The sequence below is a fragment of the Bacteroides intestinalis genome, from assembly GCF_003464595.1.
Taxonomy (GTDB): domain Bacteria; phylum Bacteroidota; class Bacteroidia; order Bacteroidales; family Bacteroidaceae; genus Bacteroides; species Bacteroides intestinalis_A.
Genome location: NZ_QRZF01000008.1, coordinates 181,291 through 199,546, shown reverse-complemented (window position 1 = coordinate 199,546; position 18,256 = coordinate 181,291). Strand labels below are relative to the sequence as shown.

The window sequence follows — 18,256 nt, the reverse complement described above, 5'->3', positions numbered from 1 at the left end:
ATGAAGCATATATAATTAAAAACAGATAGTTTAGTTAAATGTTTTCAGTTTATACCGTTTTATCCCAATAAAGAGGAAAACAGGGTAATAAGCCAATAAACCCCGGCTGCCAGAAGGCCACTCACCGGAATAGTCAACACCCAGGCAGTCATCAGGCTTTTCGTTACCCCCCAACGTACAGCAGAAAGCCGTTTAGTAGCGCCTACCCCAATAATAGCTCCGGTAATTGTATGTGTAGTGCTAACCGGAATCTTTAAAAACTCCGTAAGATACAAGGTAAAGGCACCAGCCGTTTCCGCAACAACACCTTCCAGAGGTGTCACCTTGGTTATCCGGGTACCCATTGTCTTCACAATCTTCCATCCACCGGACATCGTGCCAAGCGAAATAGCAGTAAAGCAGGAAAAAGCGACCCAATCCGGCAAATCCTCAATACTGTTTATGCCCATACCCAGCCCTTCTGAATGAGCAGCTATCATAGCTGCTGCTATAATACCCATTACCTTCTGTGAATCATTCAGGCCGTGCCCTATACTGAACATTGCCGAAGACACCAGCTGTAATTTCTTAAACCAGACCTCAGCCGTATGGGGATGTGCACGTCGGCAAGCATATAAAACCAATAAGGTAAATCCGAAAGCAACAATCATTCCTATCAAAGGAGCCAGAAAAATAAAAGCTGCGATTTTCAGAATGATATTGAGTTGAATGGCATCGAAACCGTGGGCCATAATGGCAGCTCCTGCGAATCCGCCGATAAGGGTATGCGAAGAAGATGAAGGAATGCCTCTCCACCAGGTAAACAGATTCCATGCAATGGCAGCAATCACTCCCGATAAAATAATCGGTAGTGTGATATACTGTTCCAGCACAGTCTTAGACACTGTGTTGGCTATACCGAAACCTCCAATCAGATACTTGGCAATAAAGAATGCAACAAAATTAAAAAAAGCTGCCCATATTACTGCCTGAAAAGGAGTAAGAACTTTGGTTGATACAATAGTAGCTATTGAATTTGCTGCATCGTGGAAGCCATTGATATAATCGAATATCAGAGCCAGTACAATAATTATCACTAATAATTCCATGTTCTCAGCTTCTTCTATGCGTATTTTATAATCAAATTCTTTAATATCTTACCCACCTGCTCTGCCACATCGGTCGTTTTTTCCAGTTCATGCATGATCTCTTTAATCTTTATGAGTTCAATGCAATCTTTTTCTTCTTCAAAAAGTTTCGTGATAAAGAGCTCATATACATCGTCCGCCTGATTTTCTATATCATGTAGCTTATTGCAGTATCCACGTAATGCCGCCGGTTTTTTGCGAAAAGTTTCCAATTCATCCATTGCTTTACCAATGCAAACAGCCTCTTGCTGAATCAAAAGACTAAGTTCCTTTCCACTATCAGAGATCGGACGGGGATTATAAATATGAATACGTTTGGCACAGCTATTTATTCCATCTATAACATCATCCATAGTTGATGCCAAGGCATGAATATCTTCACGATCAAAAGGAGTAATAAAAGTGGTTCCAAGTTCGTCAAGGATTAAGTGGGTTAATTTGTCTCCTTCACGTTCCAGGTCTTTTATTCTTTTATAATAATCAGCTCTCTCTTCCGGCGTATCATGTTGCAGACTTTCAACTAAAAGAGCCGATGATGCAGCCAGAATCTCAGACAATTGTTTCAACAAAGGAAAGAATTTAGGTTCTTTGGGAGTAAACCTACTAAAAAAGGAATTTTTCATAAGAATAAATGTATCTAATTATTTCTGTTTCTTTGATTTCATTTTTGCTCGTACCACTTCTATTATGGCAGGTAATATAGAAATTACTATAATTGCTACAATCAGCAATTTAAGATTTTCTTGCACCACCGGAAGGTCTCCGAAGAAATACCCGGCATAACAGAAAAGCGCTACCCAGGCAGCTCCCCCTATCAAATTGTACACCATGAAATAGTAATAATGCATCTTCCCCATTCCAGCTACAAATGGAGCAAAAGTGCGCACAATGGGAACAAACCTTGCTATAATTATAGTCTTACCACCATATTTTTTATAAAATTCATGTGTCTTATCCAAATGACTTTGCTTGAATATTCTGGAATTGGGATTATTAAACAGCTTACGCCCAAAGAGATGCCCTATCATATAGTTACAGGAATCTCCCAACACAGCAGCGAAAAACAAGATAAGAACAAGGATATTTACTTCAAGCGGTGTTCCAGGTAACGAAGCTATAGCTCCCGCCACAAAAAGTAATGAATCTCCCGGAAGAAAAGGCGTAACCACCAACCCTGTTTCACAAAAAATGATTATGAACAATATTACATAGGTCCAGGTATGATATTCCTGCACAATAGCTATCATATATTGATCAATGTGGAGAATAAAATCTAATATAAATTCCATTACATATTGATTATTAACAATAAAGTATATACATATTCCACAACATAAAAATAGCTCTCCCGCTACTCCTTATGACAGAAATATATATGAATTGATATAATTAATGAAAATATAAAGCACAGAATGCCTTATAAGAGAAAGAAGATTTAAATAATAATACGCCTTAAAGCATAGATATAATATCTACTGGAATATTGAGTAAGAGAAAGATGATATGGAAAAGAAAACTTCTTTTCTTCAGGAAGTAAAACTTTTATAGATTTAACAATCTTGGCTACAACAGAAAATGCATTGAATCTCAGGACTTGTGAAGAAGGAATATTACTACGTGAAACAGATGTTGTTATACTGCCAATAGCCTTACTTGCATATTCCCCTCCATAAACAATCTTTTTACATCGCTCTGCATTCGCATTGGATAAGTTGCATTCCGGTCTACTCTGTTGCAATTCTGTTACACGAAGTTCTTTGTACTCCTTCATATCATTGGATACAGACTCGAATCCCGATACAAGGAATACACTTAACAATATGCAAAATAAAAATATATACTTCGCCATAACGGCTGCAAATATAAAAAGTATTTTTCAGAGATGAATCATTTTAGCCCTTTATCTTGCAAACTGATTTTATTCTTTTCCGGGCAATGCATACAAAAAGAGCGGATCGTCATACATATAACACAACTGATATAATATCTTCCCATCTGATATCACCCTGCCCCAATGATCAAGTTTATAACGCGCTACCGGATTACCACCCCAATCATATTGTTCCACAAAGATATATCCGTCACCTTTACCGTTTTCACGCGATACCTGAAGTGGAGTACGTCCGCTATAAGTCAGAAAGAAGTAATCGTCAGTAGCAGATATTCCCCAATAATAAGTCACATTATCCGGACCTAATGTAAGTACATCATTCTTGGCATCCACACCATCAACATCAAAAGTAATATCCCGTACAGTTTGGGCAGATGTATCCATTACCAGGATTTTACGAAAATATTTATAAGCATATACCATCCTATTACCGGAAGGAGAGACAATAAAATCACCGATATACGGACTCCAGGAACGATGTTTCTTACTAAAAGCAAGATTATATATTTGTTCCGCCTGCAAACTGTCTCCCTGATAAACAGTACGGATTATAGCCTTTCCTCTCGGCACATTATCAGCATAATAGAAAGTATCCCGTGAAACTGCACATACCTGCCGGTCTGAATAAGAAGAACCTTTGATCGATTTAAAGGTAAAAGGAAAAGGTTTCAATACCCCCGTCGTATCAGTTTCAAATAGTTGCATAGTACCCGTCTCATAAACATATGTACCGGGAGCAGACACACCAGAAGATACCAAATGAGGAAAGTTAAATTCATTAGGTCCATTTCCTCCTATTCCGAAAGAAGTGATATAACGAAAATCCGGTAAGCGGTACCAGTGGAAGAAACAGTTCAGACCTTCGTCTGCCGGTTTCACTACTTCAACCGTTCCATCCGGGCGACGGGTATAGGACATGGCCGGACGATTCTGCAAAAGGAAATATCCATCTTTAATCAGCATCTCCGGTTCTGACATTTTGAAAATGGGACCTTCCTCATCCAGTATCTGATGAGTAGCTGCCAATTCTATTAGTTCTCCGAAGTCCTCATCTTTTAATGTCACACTTCCAGCCACCAGAGGAGCATCTTGTATTATTTTTGGAGTTTCTACAACAATCGTATCGTTCGCCTCTTGTTGCTTCTGCTCCGCCCGCGACTTGCAGGCAGAGAGAAACAATAGAGACAGCAATATAATGTAAAGTAAGTGTTTCATTTATTATTTCAACTTAGCGTACAGAATATAATTATTATCATTCTCATGAATACTATCTGCCAGTTTCTGCATATGTTCCCGGTCGGCAGCAGGAATATCTTTAACACTTTCCAGGTATTTTTCCAATGTTTCTTTCAAAGCCACAGGTTCCATATTAGCTGTATAATATCCATTTGAACAACTGTACGAAAACCAGGGAATAGGCATATTCCCCAGATAGTCATTCTCTACTTTATAGAAAGCACCTTTCAAAGATTCTTTGTCCATGATAAAATCAGCTGGCACATCTGTTGTAAAATGATTTTCATCCAACTGTTTTTCTACAGATGTACTTCCCAGAAAATGACGTGGCAATTCCTTGTAATCATGAATAGGAATTTCTTTCTTAGCAAAATCCATAGTGAAACGAGGATTCAAACGTCCGTTGGCATAATGATAAAGACTGTCCGGACGACGTTCCCAAAATACAAAAAGAGAAACATCAAAGTCTGCACCATTTTTATTGCTATACACTTCATTGCTAAAGTCCGGTTTTATAGCTAAATGGCGTGAACGTATCGTATCTTGTATTTCTCCATTGAACTTCTGAGTCCATGCCACATACGGCAAATATTCAAAAGGCAGAAGGAATACAGACAACAAAGAATCTTTCGTATTTGCTTTAAAGACACCTTTCGGCACCAGACCGGGCAATGGAATACTCTGTACAGCCTGTCCTTTCAAATCATAAGCCAACAAAGATTTAGCATTCCACGGAAGTAAATAGATACGCCCGCCAGCCTCATCAATCTGGGCATCATAAATCAACTGATACTCACCGGGCCCCTGACCGAAAGCCCCCACATTAGCCAGAAATTTCCCTGCTTTATCGAAAAGTTTAAAAGGAGTCTGATCTTTACCCCATACCAATATATAATTATCAGAAACAATCACATTTCGTACAGGCACCAATGCTTCATCCCGATTATCCAACTTCACAATCTGCAATTCATCTGCAAAGTAACTCAATGGAAGTACCACAGTATCTTTCAATGCCGACAGATTACAAACCCAGATGGAATCTCCATTTATAACCTCCACCGAACCGGCTATCGGCTGTGTATCCAATGCTGAACTTTTCTGACTTTGACCTCCATTCGAACAGGAACTCAGCCCCCCAATAAACAACAGGCTTGCCAGCCATCCAGTACTTTTCCATTGCTTGTTTTTCATATTCTTATTTTTTATGTGAAACAATGAGACAAAGGTAGCTGTCTTAGGGAGGAGAAGCAAATTATCTTATAGACAAAACCGGCAGATCACTAAACGAATAAATCATTGATTTTAAGAATTATACATCTTTTACACCTAAAATAAGTATAGACAAAAGTTCAGAAACGGCGCAAAAAATCATCCAGAGTTTCATTGTTTTCAGTCAGCCCCAACTTATCGCGTTTCATGCGTTGCTTCTTACGACTAATCGAGGTACGACTAATACAATAGATATCTGATAAATCCTTGATGCTAACGTTAATTTTCACCAGGCAACAGAAATATATATCCTTCATACTTAATCCCGGGAACGCTTCTAATAACCTCACAGTAAATCGATCATAGCTTCCATCTACCGTTTGACGTATGTCTTCCCATTCTTCATCAGATAAAGCTATACGTCTATTTTGACTATCACTCTCTTCTTCGGAAGCCTCTTCTTCTTTCTCCAAAGAAGGGATTTTATGAAATGACTTCATTCGTCGGAAAAGTGATTCGCGAAGCATACCCTCTTTTTCACGTAGCATATTCAACTCCTCTGATTGCTGCAATAACTGCTCTGTCTGGCTCAGCCGCAGAGATTGCTCACGCCAAAGCTGCTTATACATCTGGCGTTTGCGACGCTGCCAGACAATATAACCTACCGCAAATGCTACTACAAAACAAAGCCCTAAACTCAAAAGCCAGATTTCACGCCTCTGCTTATCTATTTTCAGACGATTCAGCTCATTTTCGAGCTTAGCTTTTTCGTATTGTGTCCGATTCTCAAAACCTTCTTCTCTCCTCAACTCATTTACAAGATGCTCATTGGCAGCAAGTGCTGCATAGAAAGAACAGCTATCTTTTCCCTGCGAAGAATACAACATTTTCAACCGTCTGGATGCCTCTGCAGCAACCCATCGATTTAATGATATAGATGCTGTACGGTAATAAGTAACAGCCGAATCGTATTCATTGACACCTGCCCAAAGATTTCCTTTTGCCAAATGATAGTAAGGAACTACCTTCCTATCATTCATATTCTTCCGTATTAAATCCAATACTAACACTCCTTCCCGAAAACGTCCGGCAGCAGCATAAGCTTTGGCCACTTCCTGGCAAATAGAGCTATATTGCCATTCATCTGCCATACGACTGGCTTTCAAAAAATAGGGCACAGCCTCGTCTAACATCCCTCTTGACGAATAAATAAAGGCAATGAAACGATTCACCTGCGCTTTGTCCCCCTCACGTTTAAAAAAGTTTTCAGCCAATTGCATGTAAAACAAGACACTATCCATATTGGCGGAGCTATGAGAAGCTGCTCTTCCTTTATTAAACAGATTCAGACCAATTGCAAAAGAATCTGGCACTACCCGTGAAGGAGCAGTATCCAATGCTTTTCCCCCTCTCCCACAAGAAAGAAGGACAATTAGCATCAAAAGCAAGAGTAGCAGTTTCTTCATAGTATTGAACGATTACCGATTACGCTTCAGGAATATGCGATCTGTAATAGTAGCGGGCAACTCCCTTTCATAGTGGGTAACCATAATCATGGTTTTATCCTGCCGACGGCAAAAGGCTTCGATAATTTTCTTCACCCGGCGACGGTTATAAGTATCCAGACCATGCAAAGGCTCATCCAGTATCAGCAATTCTGGATCTTTTACGAAAGCTCGTGCCAGTAGTGCCAAGCGTTGCTCACCACTGGATAATTGCAAGAAAGGTTTGTCTTTTAAGGCAGCAATACCGAAAATATCCATCCACCATTCACAAACAGACATCTGTTCCACCTTCGGACGTTTATACAATCCAATGCTGTCATGCAGGCCGGAAGCAACAATCTCAATAGCCGGCAAATTCTTCAAATAAGCACGATGCATTTCAGGGCTGACATACCCGATGTGTTTCTTTATTTCCCAAATACTTTCACCCGTTCCCCGTTTTCTCCCGAACAGGCTGATATCACAAGCATATGATTGGGGATTATCAGCGCATACAAGACTCAATAAAGTCGATTTACCAGCCCCGTTTTCTCCACTCAATGCCCATTTTTGTCCACGCATCACCGTCCAGTCCAGTTCTTTCAAAATGGTGCGGTCGCCATAGCGGATACTGACTTTATTCAGCTTTACCACTTCGTCGGAAACATAATTGGTATTATCATATGGCAAGTCGATAATGCGTTGTTGCAAATCTTCGGGTACAGGTATATCTGCATTCCGGAATATGGTAAGGTATTGATCACGTGGCATCATCTGTCCTACTGTACGATTTGCTATTGGCAGTACTTTATCTATATATGCAGGAACATCATCCATCATAGAGAGTATCAGGATAAGTTGCACGGCAGACCGTTTAGCTAATCCTTCCAGCAAGGTATTCAGCAGCTCACGGGTTTGTGCATCCAATCCAATGAAAGGATTGTCCATGATAAGCACACGAGGAGCGGTAAGCAGTGCTTTCACTAACTGAAATTTGCGCAACTCACCGCTGGAAAGAAGAATCATCGGCTTATCCAGCATAGGTTCGATGCGAAATAATTCAAAAAGTTCTTGTTTTAAGGCCTCATCCCTAACTGCTCCCAACATATCCTTAACTAATGGTACATCATCATGGTCATGAGTATTCCAGCGTTGTTGATAATAATAATTAGCATCCGCCGAACCGTATGTATCACGGAAAGCAATGTATTTGACATTATCATAAACCGTTTGTGATGCGGAAGGAGAAAAGTCATAAGTCAGTGTCCCTTCTTTCAATGGATATTTCCCGATAAGCATATCTACCAAAAGGCTCTTTCCTGAACCGTTAGGCCCTACAATAGCAATGTGTTCGTCTGCAGGAAAAGATATGGAAACAGGTGCAGCCAATCGTACAAGCGGATTACGGGCCACCCCTCCCTTCAAAGATATAGTATATGATTGCATCATTGGAGACATATTTTGTTTTGTAATGCCACAAAGATACCAAGTTTTCCGGTTTTACTTACTCAAACAAACAGACTGTTTGTACAAATTGTCTATTTTTAAACAAGTAATATGAAAAACAATCCATAATAAAGGAAACATTTTCCAATGGAAATTTGTTTTTCTAATAAATCAACGATTAATAAACAGATCCAAAACATGGAAAAGACATTCATAAAAAAGTATTGGCCCACAATCATAGGAATAATAATCGGAGCAATAGCAGGCTATTTATATTGGCGATATGTAGGCTGTAGCACAGGTACTTGTCCGATAACCTCTTCTCCTTGGAACAGCACATTATGGGGAGCGGTTATGGGTGGCTTGTTAGGCAATATATTCCAGCCGAACAGCTTGAAGAAGAACGAACAAAACTAATAATATAAAATCATTATGGAACAAGAATTGGCAGCAAAACGTATCCCGAGGCAGGTTTATGACTTCTCCGGCATGTTCTCTTTAGCCCTCCGCCTGGTGGTAGGCTGGACTTATTTTTCAGCTTTTTGGAGACGGTTAATCCTGGAAAATAAATTAATAGAAGATGCTCCCGGATATATTGGTGAGAAATTCAACCACTTCCTACCGAATGCATTAGGTATAAAACCAATCATTGAATATCTGGTAAGTACCCCGGATGTACTTTGGTGGGCCATGGTTCTCTTTACGATTATAGAGGCTATCGTCGGCTTATTATTCATGCTGGGCTATTTCACAAGATTGGCAAGTATAGGCGTTATCGGCCTGGCTGGCGGAATCCTCTTAGGTTCCGGCTGGATTGGTTCTACTTGCCTTGACGAATGGCAGATCGGCGTATTGGGTGTTGCTGCAGGCTTTACAGTTTTCATGACAGGCGGCGGTTATTATTCCCTCGACAGGATATGGATGCCTAAAACTCCTTGGCTAAAGACACGCAAATGGTATCCTTGGATAGCATCCGGAGAATTATCTATAAAGGAAAGTATAATCAAGAAAATAGTAGTAACAGGCAGCATAGCTATTCTGGCACTTACCCTCTTCACTAATCAGGTATTTCATGGTGGAGTATGGGGCGAACTGCATAACAAATCCGTAAAACCTAAAATAGAAATTTCGGATACCGGATTCAATAATGGTCAACTAAAATTTACTCTGTCGAGGGTAGAAGGAATTGACGTCTATGGTTCTTTCTTAATCGGTATCACTTTAAAAGACCATGCAAATAACATCATACTGGAACTAAATGGTGACGAATTGGCTAATTTCCCGATGAGTGATATACATAACAAATATGTTGCTAAAGTAAAACCAGGGAAGTATAGCCTTATAATTCCATTAGGAGCCAAAGCAGAAATCAATATCGGAAAAAACATCAATGATATACCTGCCGGAACATATAAACTTGAATTAACTGATATTAGTGGAGCAACCTGGGAAGCCGATATTACTAAAAAATAATATTACCCAATATTATCAATACCCGGAATTCTTACGCATATACCCGGATAAAAAGAATTCGCCCCTGTTAGTATTATTACTTACAGAGGCGATATTCTTATAGATACTTATTCTTATTTATAAATAATAAGTGCAGATTGTGCCGGAACCAGCACTTCCGAACCATAAAGTGTACCCAGTCCATTTTCATTTATAAATCCATCCTTACATACCACTGTGTATTTGCCTTCAGGCACAACCAGCTTTGCCGGCTCTTTACGGGAATTCAGTGCCACGATAATATCTTCCCAAGCATCTCCATTAGCATTCTCCTTCAAGCGATATGCAACCAGATTATTACCCTCTACCGGAAGGAATTCCAAATGTTTGCGCACCAGTTCCGCATCTCCCATACGGAAAGCAGGATGATTTTTACGCAACTGTATCAAACCTTTATAATAAGCAAATACATCAGCATATTCAGCTTTGCGTTTCCAATCGATCGCATTGATAGAATCAGGACTCTGATAACTGTTATGTACCCCTTTCTTATCACGCATCACTTCTTCGCCCGCATAGATAAACGGTATGCCTTGTGAAGTAAATACCGCCGTCTGTGCCAGTTTATCCAACTTGACAAGTTCCTGCGGTGTAATGCCTGGAATACTCGCGTTCAGTCTGTCTACCAGACACATATCATCATGACAAGATACATAGCTGATCATCTGCGTCGGCTGTTCAGCCCATGAAGCCTTACTGTAATTCACTGAGTCATTATCCACCTGCGGATGCTTGATGGCTCCCACAATACCAAACTTAATACTCTCCTCTCCACCAGGAAGTCCGGCAAGGAAAGCGCCTTTGTGGTTGTCATTGAATGGACCACGCAGAGCATCGCGCATTTCATCGGAAAATGCAGCAATACCGGGCATCCGATACGTATTCATCTTCATAGCCAGAGAGTCCTCCGGCATCTGGGGAGCCTTAGCCGCCCAGCCTTCACCATAAATAATGATACTCGGATCAACCATCGTGGCAGCCTTACGGATTTCATTCATCGTTGTAATATCATGAATCCCCATCAAGTCAAAGCGGAATCCATCAAGATGATATTCGTTAAGCCAGTGCAACACAGACTCTACCATGTATTTCCGCATCATAGGACGGTTACTTGCCGTTTCATTACCGCAGGCAGAACCATCAGCGAAGCTACCGTCCGGCATCTGGCGATAGAAATACCCTGGTACCGTACGTTCAAAATTACTCTCAGCAGTATTAAATGTATGATTATACACTACATCCAGCACTACCCGGATGCCAGCTTTATGTAAGGCCTGCACCATTTGCTTGAATTCCTTAATACGAATAGAAGGATTATAAGGATCAGTAGAATACGATCCATCAGGTACATTATAATTCTGTGGGTCATATCCCCAATTATATTTATTTTCATCCAATTTCGTTTCATCCACCGAAGCATAGTCATAAGACGGCAGAATGTGAACATGTGTCACACCCAGTTCTTTCAAATGATCGATGCCGGTTGCCAATTTCTCAGGGCTAAGTGTACCTTCTTCCGTCAGTGCCAAGAATTTACCTTTATGCTGAATGCCCGATGAAGGATCAATAGAGAAGTCCCGGTGATGCATTTCATAGATAACAGCATCGGCCGGAGAAGCCAAAGCAGGTCGTTTATCTTGTGCCCAACCCTCAGGATCGGTAGCTTTCATATCAATGATAGCAGCACGTTTTCCATTTACCCCTACTGCTTTCGCATTGATACCCGGAGTGTCTCCCAACCATTTATCCTTGATCTTCACATTAAATGTATAGAATTTCCCGATCAAGTCATTTTCCACCTTTGCCGTCCAGGTTCCTTCCTTATCAGATACCATAGAAACAGTCTCATAAGCATGACCGCCATCACCTGCATCAAACAGCATGAGGCGTACTTCATCAGCAGTCGGCGCCCACAATGTAAAATTCGTAACTTCGGGAGTATACTCCATTTCCGTCAAGCTGCCCGAACGAACGGGATACAACTCATAAGACGCGTACTCATTCTTTGTCGGGGCACAGCTGACAACTGTCGCCGTAGCTACTCCAATCAAGGCAAGTTCATTCAGTTTCATGGTGGTTATTTTAAGTTTTAAGTATTAAATATCATATCTTATTTCTTCACTTTATCCGGATTCTTGGCTATAAAGTCTTTCCATCCGTGATATCCTTTCTCTACTGTGGGACGCCCCATTTGCAGAAAATGGCAATAAGCAGCGGCTAACCCGTCCGTAGCATCCATAAATGTAGGCATATCTTCCTTTGCAAAATGAAGCATACGTTGCAGCATATCTGCTACTTGCTCTTTGGAGGCCTGACCATTTCCTGTGATAGCCATTTTTATTTTAAGAGGGGCATATTCCGTAATAGGGATATCACGACTGAGGGCAGCAGCCATAGCAACTCCCTGAGCACGCCCCAACTTCAACATAGATTGTACATTCTTACCGAAAAAGGGAGCTTCGATAGCAAGTTCATCAGGCAGATAACTCTCGATGATACTCAACACCCTTTCGTGTATATGGCGAAGTTTAAGATAATGGTCACCGAGTTTACGCAGGTCAATGATCCCCATAGCAATCATCTCAGGCTTTGTCCCCACCACACGCAGCACTCCATATCCCATAATGGTAGTACCAGGGTCGATACCTAAAATTATCTTTTCTTTGACCGGTTGTATCACTCTATTACCTCCATCAATGTAGGAAAGCCAACCACCTTATCCTGGAATATTTTAACCAGTTCTTCGTTCAACTTCACCCCTTGCTCCATGTGCCAGCGGTGCAGAATGCCAGAGTTTTCCACTTCAAACTGAAGGGAATAGCATGTGCTCCCCTCTTCACGATGGCTTAGTACACGGACAATACGCGGCGTATGCAATGCACCGGTTTTCTCTACTTCGGGTAAATAGAATTCTTTTATCCAGATCAGGAAGTTATCTTCCTGTCCTTCTTCCACTTGATAGGTTGTATTATAGATCAGCATATTTTTTCTTTCACTTTGTTTCGCAAACATAGCAATTATTTCAGAATAATGCATTATATTTGCGCCACCAAAAAGAGAGAAAGCTCGCAAACGTTAGCGAAAGATCAAAAAGGGGGGTTAGCTCATCTGGCTAGAGCGCGACACTGGCAGTGTCGAGGTGATCGGTTCGAGTCCGATACTCTCCACAAAAATATAAAAGGGATATATCAGAAAATATGATATATCCCTTTTATCATTTTATTCTATTTCCTCACCTATCTTTTATGAATCCGCAACACCGTAAATGAGTAAGCCGGCATTTCATACTGAAAATTTTCATCTATTTGCATAGTCCCTGATACCGGACATACCTCCCTATCCTGCGGTTTGCCAACCAATACAGTCTTAGTGACCGTAGTATTCCAATCATTTTGTAAAGGCAACTTCACTGATGTCTTTACGCTTACCGGAAGCATATTCACTAACTTCAAAATGAGATCACCATTAGTACCTTCACGTACCACAGACACGCCAATACGTTTTTTCACAGCACCCTGTACATTATCCAACGAAACACTTGAAGCTATATATTCATTCCCGGAATTCTGTCCATACATCTGCTGGACATAATAACTCACGGTAGGTTTTACTTCTGAATTATTAAAATAGATCAGATCAGGGCTCCACTGAATATGTTTTTCGTTTGCCAATAGAGGAGCATAAGAAGTCATTGAAACGATATCACCATTGCGTTCAATAGCTGTCAGATACAGAGCCTCAGACAATGCGGTTTCCATATTACAAACACGACCACGGGCGTGAGCCGCATATTCCCCAAGATATACTTTGGATTTAGTCCGGTCATAATGATCATAATAATCCTGATTATTAACCAGCCAACCGGGTGTGACATAATAATGCTCGTCTACCATAGGGACTCCCAATTCCGTAGCCAATGCCCATCCTTCATCATAATCCGTGCCCTCAAAGAAAGGGCCTACTGTTCCGACAACAATTATTTCCGGATATTTTTCCTTAATTGCATTAAAGATCATAGTGAAACGTTCCTTAAATACACCACTTATCACATCTTCGTTACCAATACCGATATACTTTAGGTTGAAAGGCTCCGGATGCCCGGCTTCCGCCCGTTTCTTTCCCCACACAGTTTTCTTCGCATCGCCATTGGCATATTCTATCAGATCTAGAATATCCTGGATATATGCCCCCATCTCTTCCAACGGAATTCCACACTGCTGTCCATAGCTGCTAATCTCATCAGTGGAATGGCAACTGGGAGTACGGGAATTCTGGCAAGGTACACCGGCTGCAAGTACCGGGAGCGGTTCCGCCCCTATATCTTCACAAAATAAGAAATATTCAAAATAACCCAAACCACGTGTTTGGTGATATCCCCAAGTATTCCGTTTGGGTTTACGTGATTCAAGTGAACCGATGGATCCCTTCCAGTCATATATATTATCAATGCCATCACCATGTGCCACACACCCACCGGGAAAACGTACAAAACGTGGATGAAGATCGGCAAGTGTCTGTGCTAAATCTATCCGTAAACCGTTTTTGCGTCCCTTAAAAGTATTTTGTGGAAATAGAGAAACTATATCCACCGCGTATTTACCTATTGATTGAGGACTAATGGCTAACCATGCATCTGCAACATCGGCTGATGCAGTAAGCACTGCATGCTTTTTCTTCCAATCGTTTCCAGATACAGTTATCATAGCCTGAGCTATTTCTTTACCCTCTTTTGTAACCAAAGCCACTTTAATTTTTCCTTTTTTCCCATCAAGCATCTTTCCAAACAGAGAGAAATCATACTTTTCTCCTTTTTTCACCATGATGCCGTCAAAACCGGAATTCAAAAGGGTCACTCCCTGTTCCTGTACTTCAAGTACCGCATAATGCGGATTATTAGGATGAACCGGACTGTCTGTCTCTATAGATAAAGGAACATTACTTCCCTTTAAGCTCCAGGAATGTGTGGCATTCCAACCCTCCTTGTCGCATTCATCGGGTGTATATTCAAAATCACGATTTTGCACCAACTCCGCATATAAACCTCCATCCGCCGCATAATTAATATCTTCAAAAAAGATGCCGATCAGATGTTCACTGATAGCTTTCGACTCATCTGCATTAATCTGGATGGTAGCAGTCACAGGATTCAAATCAGCAAAGCGAACAGTATCTTGTTCTGCACTTTCTTCACTTAACATCTGCTGATAACTCTTATATCCGGTATAACGAAGTAACTGTTCAACTAAAGAATAAGAAACTTTCTGTACCCAGCCACTGAGATTGCTTCCATCTATCACAAGTTGCTTCTGTATAGTCTTCTCTACATTCTGCAACTCATACCGAGTAAGTTCTTCTGTCTTAAAATGACTCTGATATCCCCATTTCAATAAATCAGGCGAATCAGCATATGCCATTGCTTTACCACTTGAAGTCAACGTCCAGATACAACGCCATGTTCCATCTGTTTTGTTTTGCATCAAATGAGGATTAAACATCTTCTTTTGCATTCCCCATGGACCAAAATCACACTTGATGAATTCAAAGCCACTGGCAATGCTTACCCATGAACCACTATCATGGCTCCAAGCCAACTTTAGTCCACTACTGCCATCGGCAGAAGCATAAGAAAAGAGATAAACAGAATCAGGAATATTCACCACCCTATCCGTTCCGGCCCTCACAGGAAGAGCCATTATCCCCAATAAGCATATATATAGAAATCTTATTAATTTATTCATAACATTCAATTTATATATCAGATATTATTTACGACCATAAGTGTTTAACAAAGCTTCTTTTTCTTTTTGAGTTATACTGATGATGGAACCGTGCCGTATCTTCTCAGGAAACTCTACTTTATCATTATAATAAGGATAACTCTCATTCGTTATTCTCGTCCAGTCCTTGAAGTCAGGCGATGTCCAAAGCCCGAAACCAGAGCTTCTCCCAAAATAATCCCACACAACGGCATAACCACTTCCATCATAAAACGAAAAAGCAAATGGTCCCTCCACATTTTCCGAAGTTAATTCATACGGATTCGTATAAGGCCCCTGTGCATGGGCAGATGTAGCAACCCATATACCGTTATTTCTATAAATCAGATGATAGGTATCTCCTACTTTTATAATATTCGCATCGAGTATGCCTGTTCCATCAAGGCTATACAGCACTTTAGGCTTCGAATAGTTGATAAAATCTTTTGTAGTGGCATAATAAATGGCTGCTGTATTCCAGTCATCATTCAACTCCGCTGTCCAATGAACAAAATAAATATCATTCTCTTCATCATAAGCAAACTCAGGAGCCCATGTTTTGGTAGCCCCCTCTGGAGCTACATCTACAAGACGCTCGTTCTCCCAATTAATAAGGTCTTTGGAATCCCATACCGTAAAGGGATGGTTTTTCCAAGACACAGTAGCCACTAAATGATAAATTCCACTTCTATCTCGTATAATCATCGGGTCACGGAGTAGTTGATCATCATACGAAGCTGCTAATACAGGCTTTTTATCATTCAATACCCGAAAGATAAATCCATTTTCAGCTAATGCATAATACATGTGTTTATCATCATCTCCTTTCATATAAGCAGCCAAATAAGCGACTTGAGGATTATCAACGTTATCCTGTCGCTGCTTACACGAAGAGAAAGCAACGAGGAAAAATACCATTACCCAAACAAAAACTTTTCTATTCATAAGATTATTATTACCAGACAATTATTTATTGAATCCCGGTTGACCTTTTATGATAATACCTATCAAAAAACATTCATTATAAAAAAATACGGTCAACCGGGATATTATTAAAATAGCATAGTTTAGTTAGTATAGCCCGGATTCTGTTCAAGAATACCGCCAGCCTCTGTTATAGCAGTTTGTGGAATAGGGAATAACACACGGTAATCCTGTGCATTCGTGCCACGTTCACGTGCCCGGCTGATATAAACTCCGTGACGTATCAGGTCTTGCCGACGCTGACCTTCGCAATAAAGCTCGTGACCACGTTCTTCCAACAGGAAGTTGCGGAAAGCATCTTTATTGGCAAGCGCTGAAGCCGGAATTTCAATCCCTGCACGATCAGTTGTTTGCTTTACGGCATTGACGGCGTTCTGGGTAGGTCCATTCAGCTCATTTTCCGCTTCAGCATACGACAATAATACTTCTGCAAAACGAATCACCGGATGTGCTTTCTGAATACCATAATTATCAAACTGCGTATCTGTAAATTTAATAGGAATAGCCCCTCTCATTGTACTACGATTCTTATGAGAACCGTCAATAGCATCAAATTCGCATAGTATAGTATTCTTACGTATATCCTTATCCTCAAAAGTATCATAAAACTCCCAACGCATACAGTATGCCTGCCAGCCCGGCTTGAAAGAATCTTCCCCCCCTCGTATGTAAGATTTTCCCAAATGATTATAACCCCGCTTAAAGTCACTGGGCAATATCTCCGTCACATAAAAATTATCAGAAGCTAAATTGGCAGGAATAGACCAGATATGCTCAGAAGTCCGGTCAACGTTGAATACATCTTCATAATTGGACATTAACGAAAAGCCCATACTCATAAGTTTTTCCGCATCCGCTTTTGCTTTAGCCCATTGTTTCTGGTGCATATAAAGTTTCATACGAATACCGTAAGCAATAGATTTAGACATTCTGCCCCAGTTATCTGCATCAGCATTATACTTTTCAGGAAATGAAGTCGTTTCAAGTGCTTCGTTCAGATCTTTTTCTATATAACCTACATAAGTATCCAATGAAGGACGAGGTTCAATCGTATTATCCATTAACTTTTCCGGATCAAGTTTAACATTTACCGGACCAAACCAATCTAACAATGTATACATATAAAATGCTCTCAAAGTTTTAGTCTCTGCAATAAAACGATTACGTATATCTTCCGTCGCACCACTGCTTTTACTGATCTGATCGATTATATCTGTTGCCCGCGCCACAAAACGGATAATATTATATGTGTTGGTCAGAGCACCGCCAGTAGACGGACCTACATTAAATTCATCATATACATTGCTACTATATGCACAAACCATATCTGTAGTAATCATCCCCGAAGGATAATATGCAGCCAGGTCAGCATTGAACAATGCATTATACCAGCCTCCGGTACCGCCGTCACCATACCCCCAGTTAGTGGTGCAAGGAAGATAAATACCTGTGACTGCCGCATCCATATCTCCTTCAGTTTTAAAGAAATTCGATGGAGACATATCCGTAAAGTTTTTGGTTTCAAGCAAATCGTCACATGAAGTGAATAGTGAACATCCCAGAAAAGCACTTAGGATTGTTGTAAGAAATATCTTTTTCATAATGTTGTTT

Annotated in this window: 16 protein-coding genes and 1 tRNA gene; 3 read left to right on the top strand and 14 right to left on the bottom strand. The window is 40.6% G+C overall.

What is annotated here, in order from left to right; all coding sequences use genetic code 11:
* Positions 1-59: 59 nt before the first annotated feature.
* The 8 genes from DWW10_RS13410 to DWW10_RS13375 form a co-directional block, all read right to left on the bottom strand.
* Entirely contained in the window at positions 60-1,088 is a 1,029-nt protein-coding gene (locus DWW10_RS13410; RefSeq protein ID WP_022392785.1) for an inorganic phosphate transporter, read from the bottom strand.
* 14 nt (positions 1,089-1,102) lie between these two features.
* Positions 1,103-1,750, bottom strand: a complete 648-nt coding sequence (locus DWW10_RS13405) for a DUF47 domain-containing protein (protein ID WP_022392786.1) — start codon at positions 1,748-1,750, stop codon at positions 1,103-1,105.
* An 18-nt stretch (positions 1,751-1,768) separates the two neighbouring features.
* The gene (locus DWW10_RS13400) at positions 1,769-2,416 is read right to left on the bottom strand and encodes a DedA family protein (protein ID WP_022392787.1); all 648 of its coding nucleotides are present in this window, start codon (positions 2,414-2,416) and stop codon (positions 1,769-1,771) included.
* Between the two features lie 146 nt (positions 2,417-2,562).
* Positions 2,563-2,898 carry a hypothetical protein gene (locus tag DWW10_RS13395; RefSeq protein WP_259320483.1) on the bottom strand — a complete coding sequence of 112 codons (336 nt, stop codon included), beginning with the start codon at positions 2,896-2,898 and terminating at the stop codon, positions 2,563-2,565.
* A 147-nt stretch (positions 2,899-3,045) separates the two neighbouring features.
* Positions 3,046-4,233 carry a BF3164 family lipoprotein gene (locus DWW10_RS13390; RefSeq protein ID WP_022392789.1) on the bottom strand — a complete coding sequence of 396 codons (1,188 nt, stop codon included), beginning with the start codon at positions 4,231-4,233 and terminating at the stop codon, positions 3,046-3,048.
* A 3-nt stretch (positions 4,234-4,236) separates the two neighbouring features.
* The gene (locus tag DWW10_RS13385) at positions 4,237-5,445 is read right to left on the bottom strand and encodes a 6-bladed beta-propeller (protein WP_022392790.1); all 1,209 of its coding nucleotides are present in this window, start codon (positions 5,443-5,445) and stop codon (positions 4,237-4,239) included.
* Between the two features lie 158 nt (positions 5,446-5,603).
* Positions 5,604-6,929: a tetratricopeptide repeat protein gene (locus DWW10_RS13380; RefSeq protein ID WP_022392791.1), complete on the bottom strand. Its 1,326-nt coding sequence runs from the start codon at positions 6,927-6,929 to the stop codon at positions 5,604-5,606.
* A 12-nt stretch (positions 6,930-6,941) separates the two neighbouring features.
* Positions 6,942-8,393, bottom strand: a complete 1,452-nt coding sequence (locus DWW10_RS13375; RefSeq protein ID WP_182021407.1) for an ATP-binding cassette domain-containing protein — start codon at positions 8,391-8,393, stop codon at positions 6,942-6,944.
* 198 nt (positions 8,394-8,591) lie between these two features.
* Here DWW10_RS13375 and DWW10_RS13370 point away from each other — a divergent pair, with 198 nt between their 5' ends.
* Together DWW10_RS13370 and DWW10_RS13365 are read left to right on the top strand one after the other, a co-directional pair.
* Positions 8,592-8,810 (top strand): DUF6132 family protein, encoded by a 219-nt coding sequence (locus DWW10_RS13370; RefSeq protein ID WP_022392793.1) that lies wholly within the window; start codon positions 8,592-8,594, stop codon positions 8,808-8,810.
* Positions 8,811-8,825: 15 nt separating this feature from the next.
* Complete coding sequence (locus DWW10_RS13365; RefSeq protein ID WP_022392794.1) at positions 8,826-9,866, top strand: TQO small subunit DoxD; 1,041 nt, start codon at positions 8,826-8,828, stop codon at positions 9,864-9,866.
* 113 nt (positions 9,867-9,979) lie between these two features.
* On the opposite strand, the gene pulA is transcribed toward DWW10_RS13365, so the two are convergent.
* Genes pulA through DWW10_RS13350 form a run of 3 tightly spaced genes read right to left on the bottom strand, consistent with a single transcriptional unit; the run spans position 9,980 to position 12,887 of the window.
* Positions 9,980-11,977 (bottom strand): type I pullulanase, encoded by a 1,998-nt coding sequence (pulA, locus tag DWW10_RS13360; protein ID WP_022392795.1) that lies wholly within the window; start codon positions 11,975-11,977, stop codon positions 9,980-9,982.
* A 38-nt stretch (positions 11,978-12,015) separates the two neighbouring features.
* Entirely contained in the window at positions 12,016-12,585 is a 570-nt protein-coding gene (ruvC, locus tag DWW10_RS13355; protein WP_022392796.1) for a crossover junction endodeoxyribonuclease RuvC, read from the bottom strand.
* Complete coding sequence (locus tag DWW10_RS13350) at positions 12,582-12,887, bottom strand: DUF4286 family protein (protein ID WP_118222565.1); 306 nt, start codon at positions 12,885-12,887, stop codon at positions 12,582-12,584. Before DWW10_RS13350 ends, ruvC begins: the two co-directional genes overlap by 4 nt.
* 111 nt (positions 12,888-12,998) lie before the next feature.
* On the opposite strand from DWW10_RS13350, the gene DWW10_RS13345 reads away from it, so the two are divergent.
* A tRNA-Ala gene (locus DWW10_RS13345) sits at positions 12,999-13,072 on the top strand.
* A 69-nt stretch (positions 13,073-13,141) separates the two neighbouring features.
* Here DWW10_RS13345 and DWW10_RS13340 read toward each other — a convergent pair.
* The 3 genes from DWW10_RS13340 to DWW10_RS13330 all read right to left on the bottom strand — a co-directional run bounded on the left by DWW10_RS13340 (position 13,142) and on the right by DWW10_RS13330 (position 18,246).
* Positions 13,142-15,643 (bottom strand): alpha-L-arabinofuranosidase C-terminal domain-containing protein, encoded by a 2,502-nt coding sequence (locus DWW10_RS13340; RefSeq protein WP_022392798.1) that lies wholly within the window; start codon positions 15,641-15,643, stop codon positions 13,142-13,144.
* A gap of 24 nt (positions 15,644-15,667) precedes the next feature.
* On the bottom strand, positions 15,668-16,606 hold the full coding sequence (locus tag DWW10_RS13335) for a glycoside hydrolase family 43 protein (protein WP_022392799.1): 939 nt from the start codon (positions 16,604-16,606) through the stop codon (positions 15,668-15,670).
* 122 nt (positions 16,607-16,728) lie between these two features.
* Positions 16,729-18,246 carry a RagB/SusD family nutrient uptake outer membrane protein gene (locus DWW10_RS13330; RefSeq protein ID WP_022392800.1) on the bottom strand — a complete coding sequence of 506 codons (1,518 nt, stop codon included), beginning with the start codon at positions 18,244-18,246 and terminating at the stop codon, positions 16,729-16,731.
* Positions 18,247-18,256: the final 10 nt, after the last annotated feature.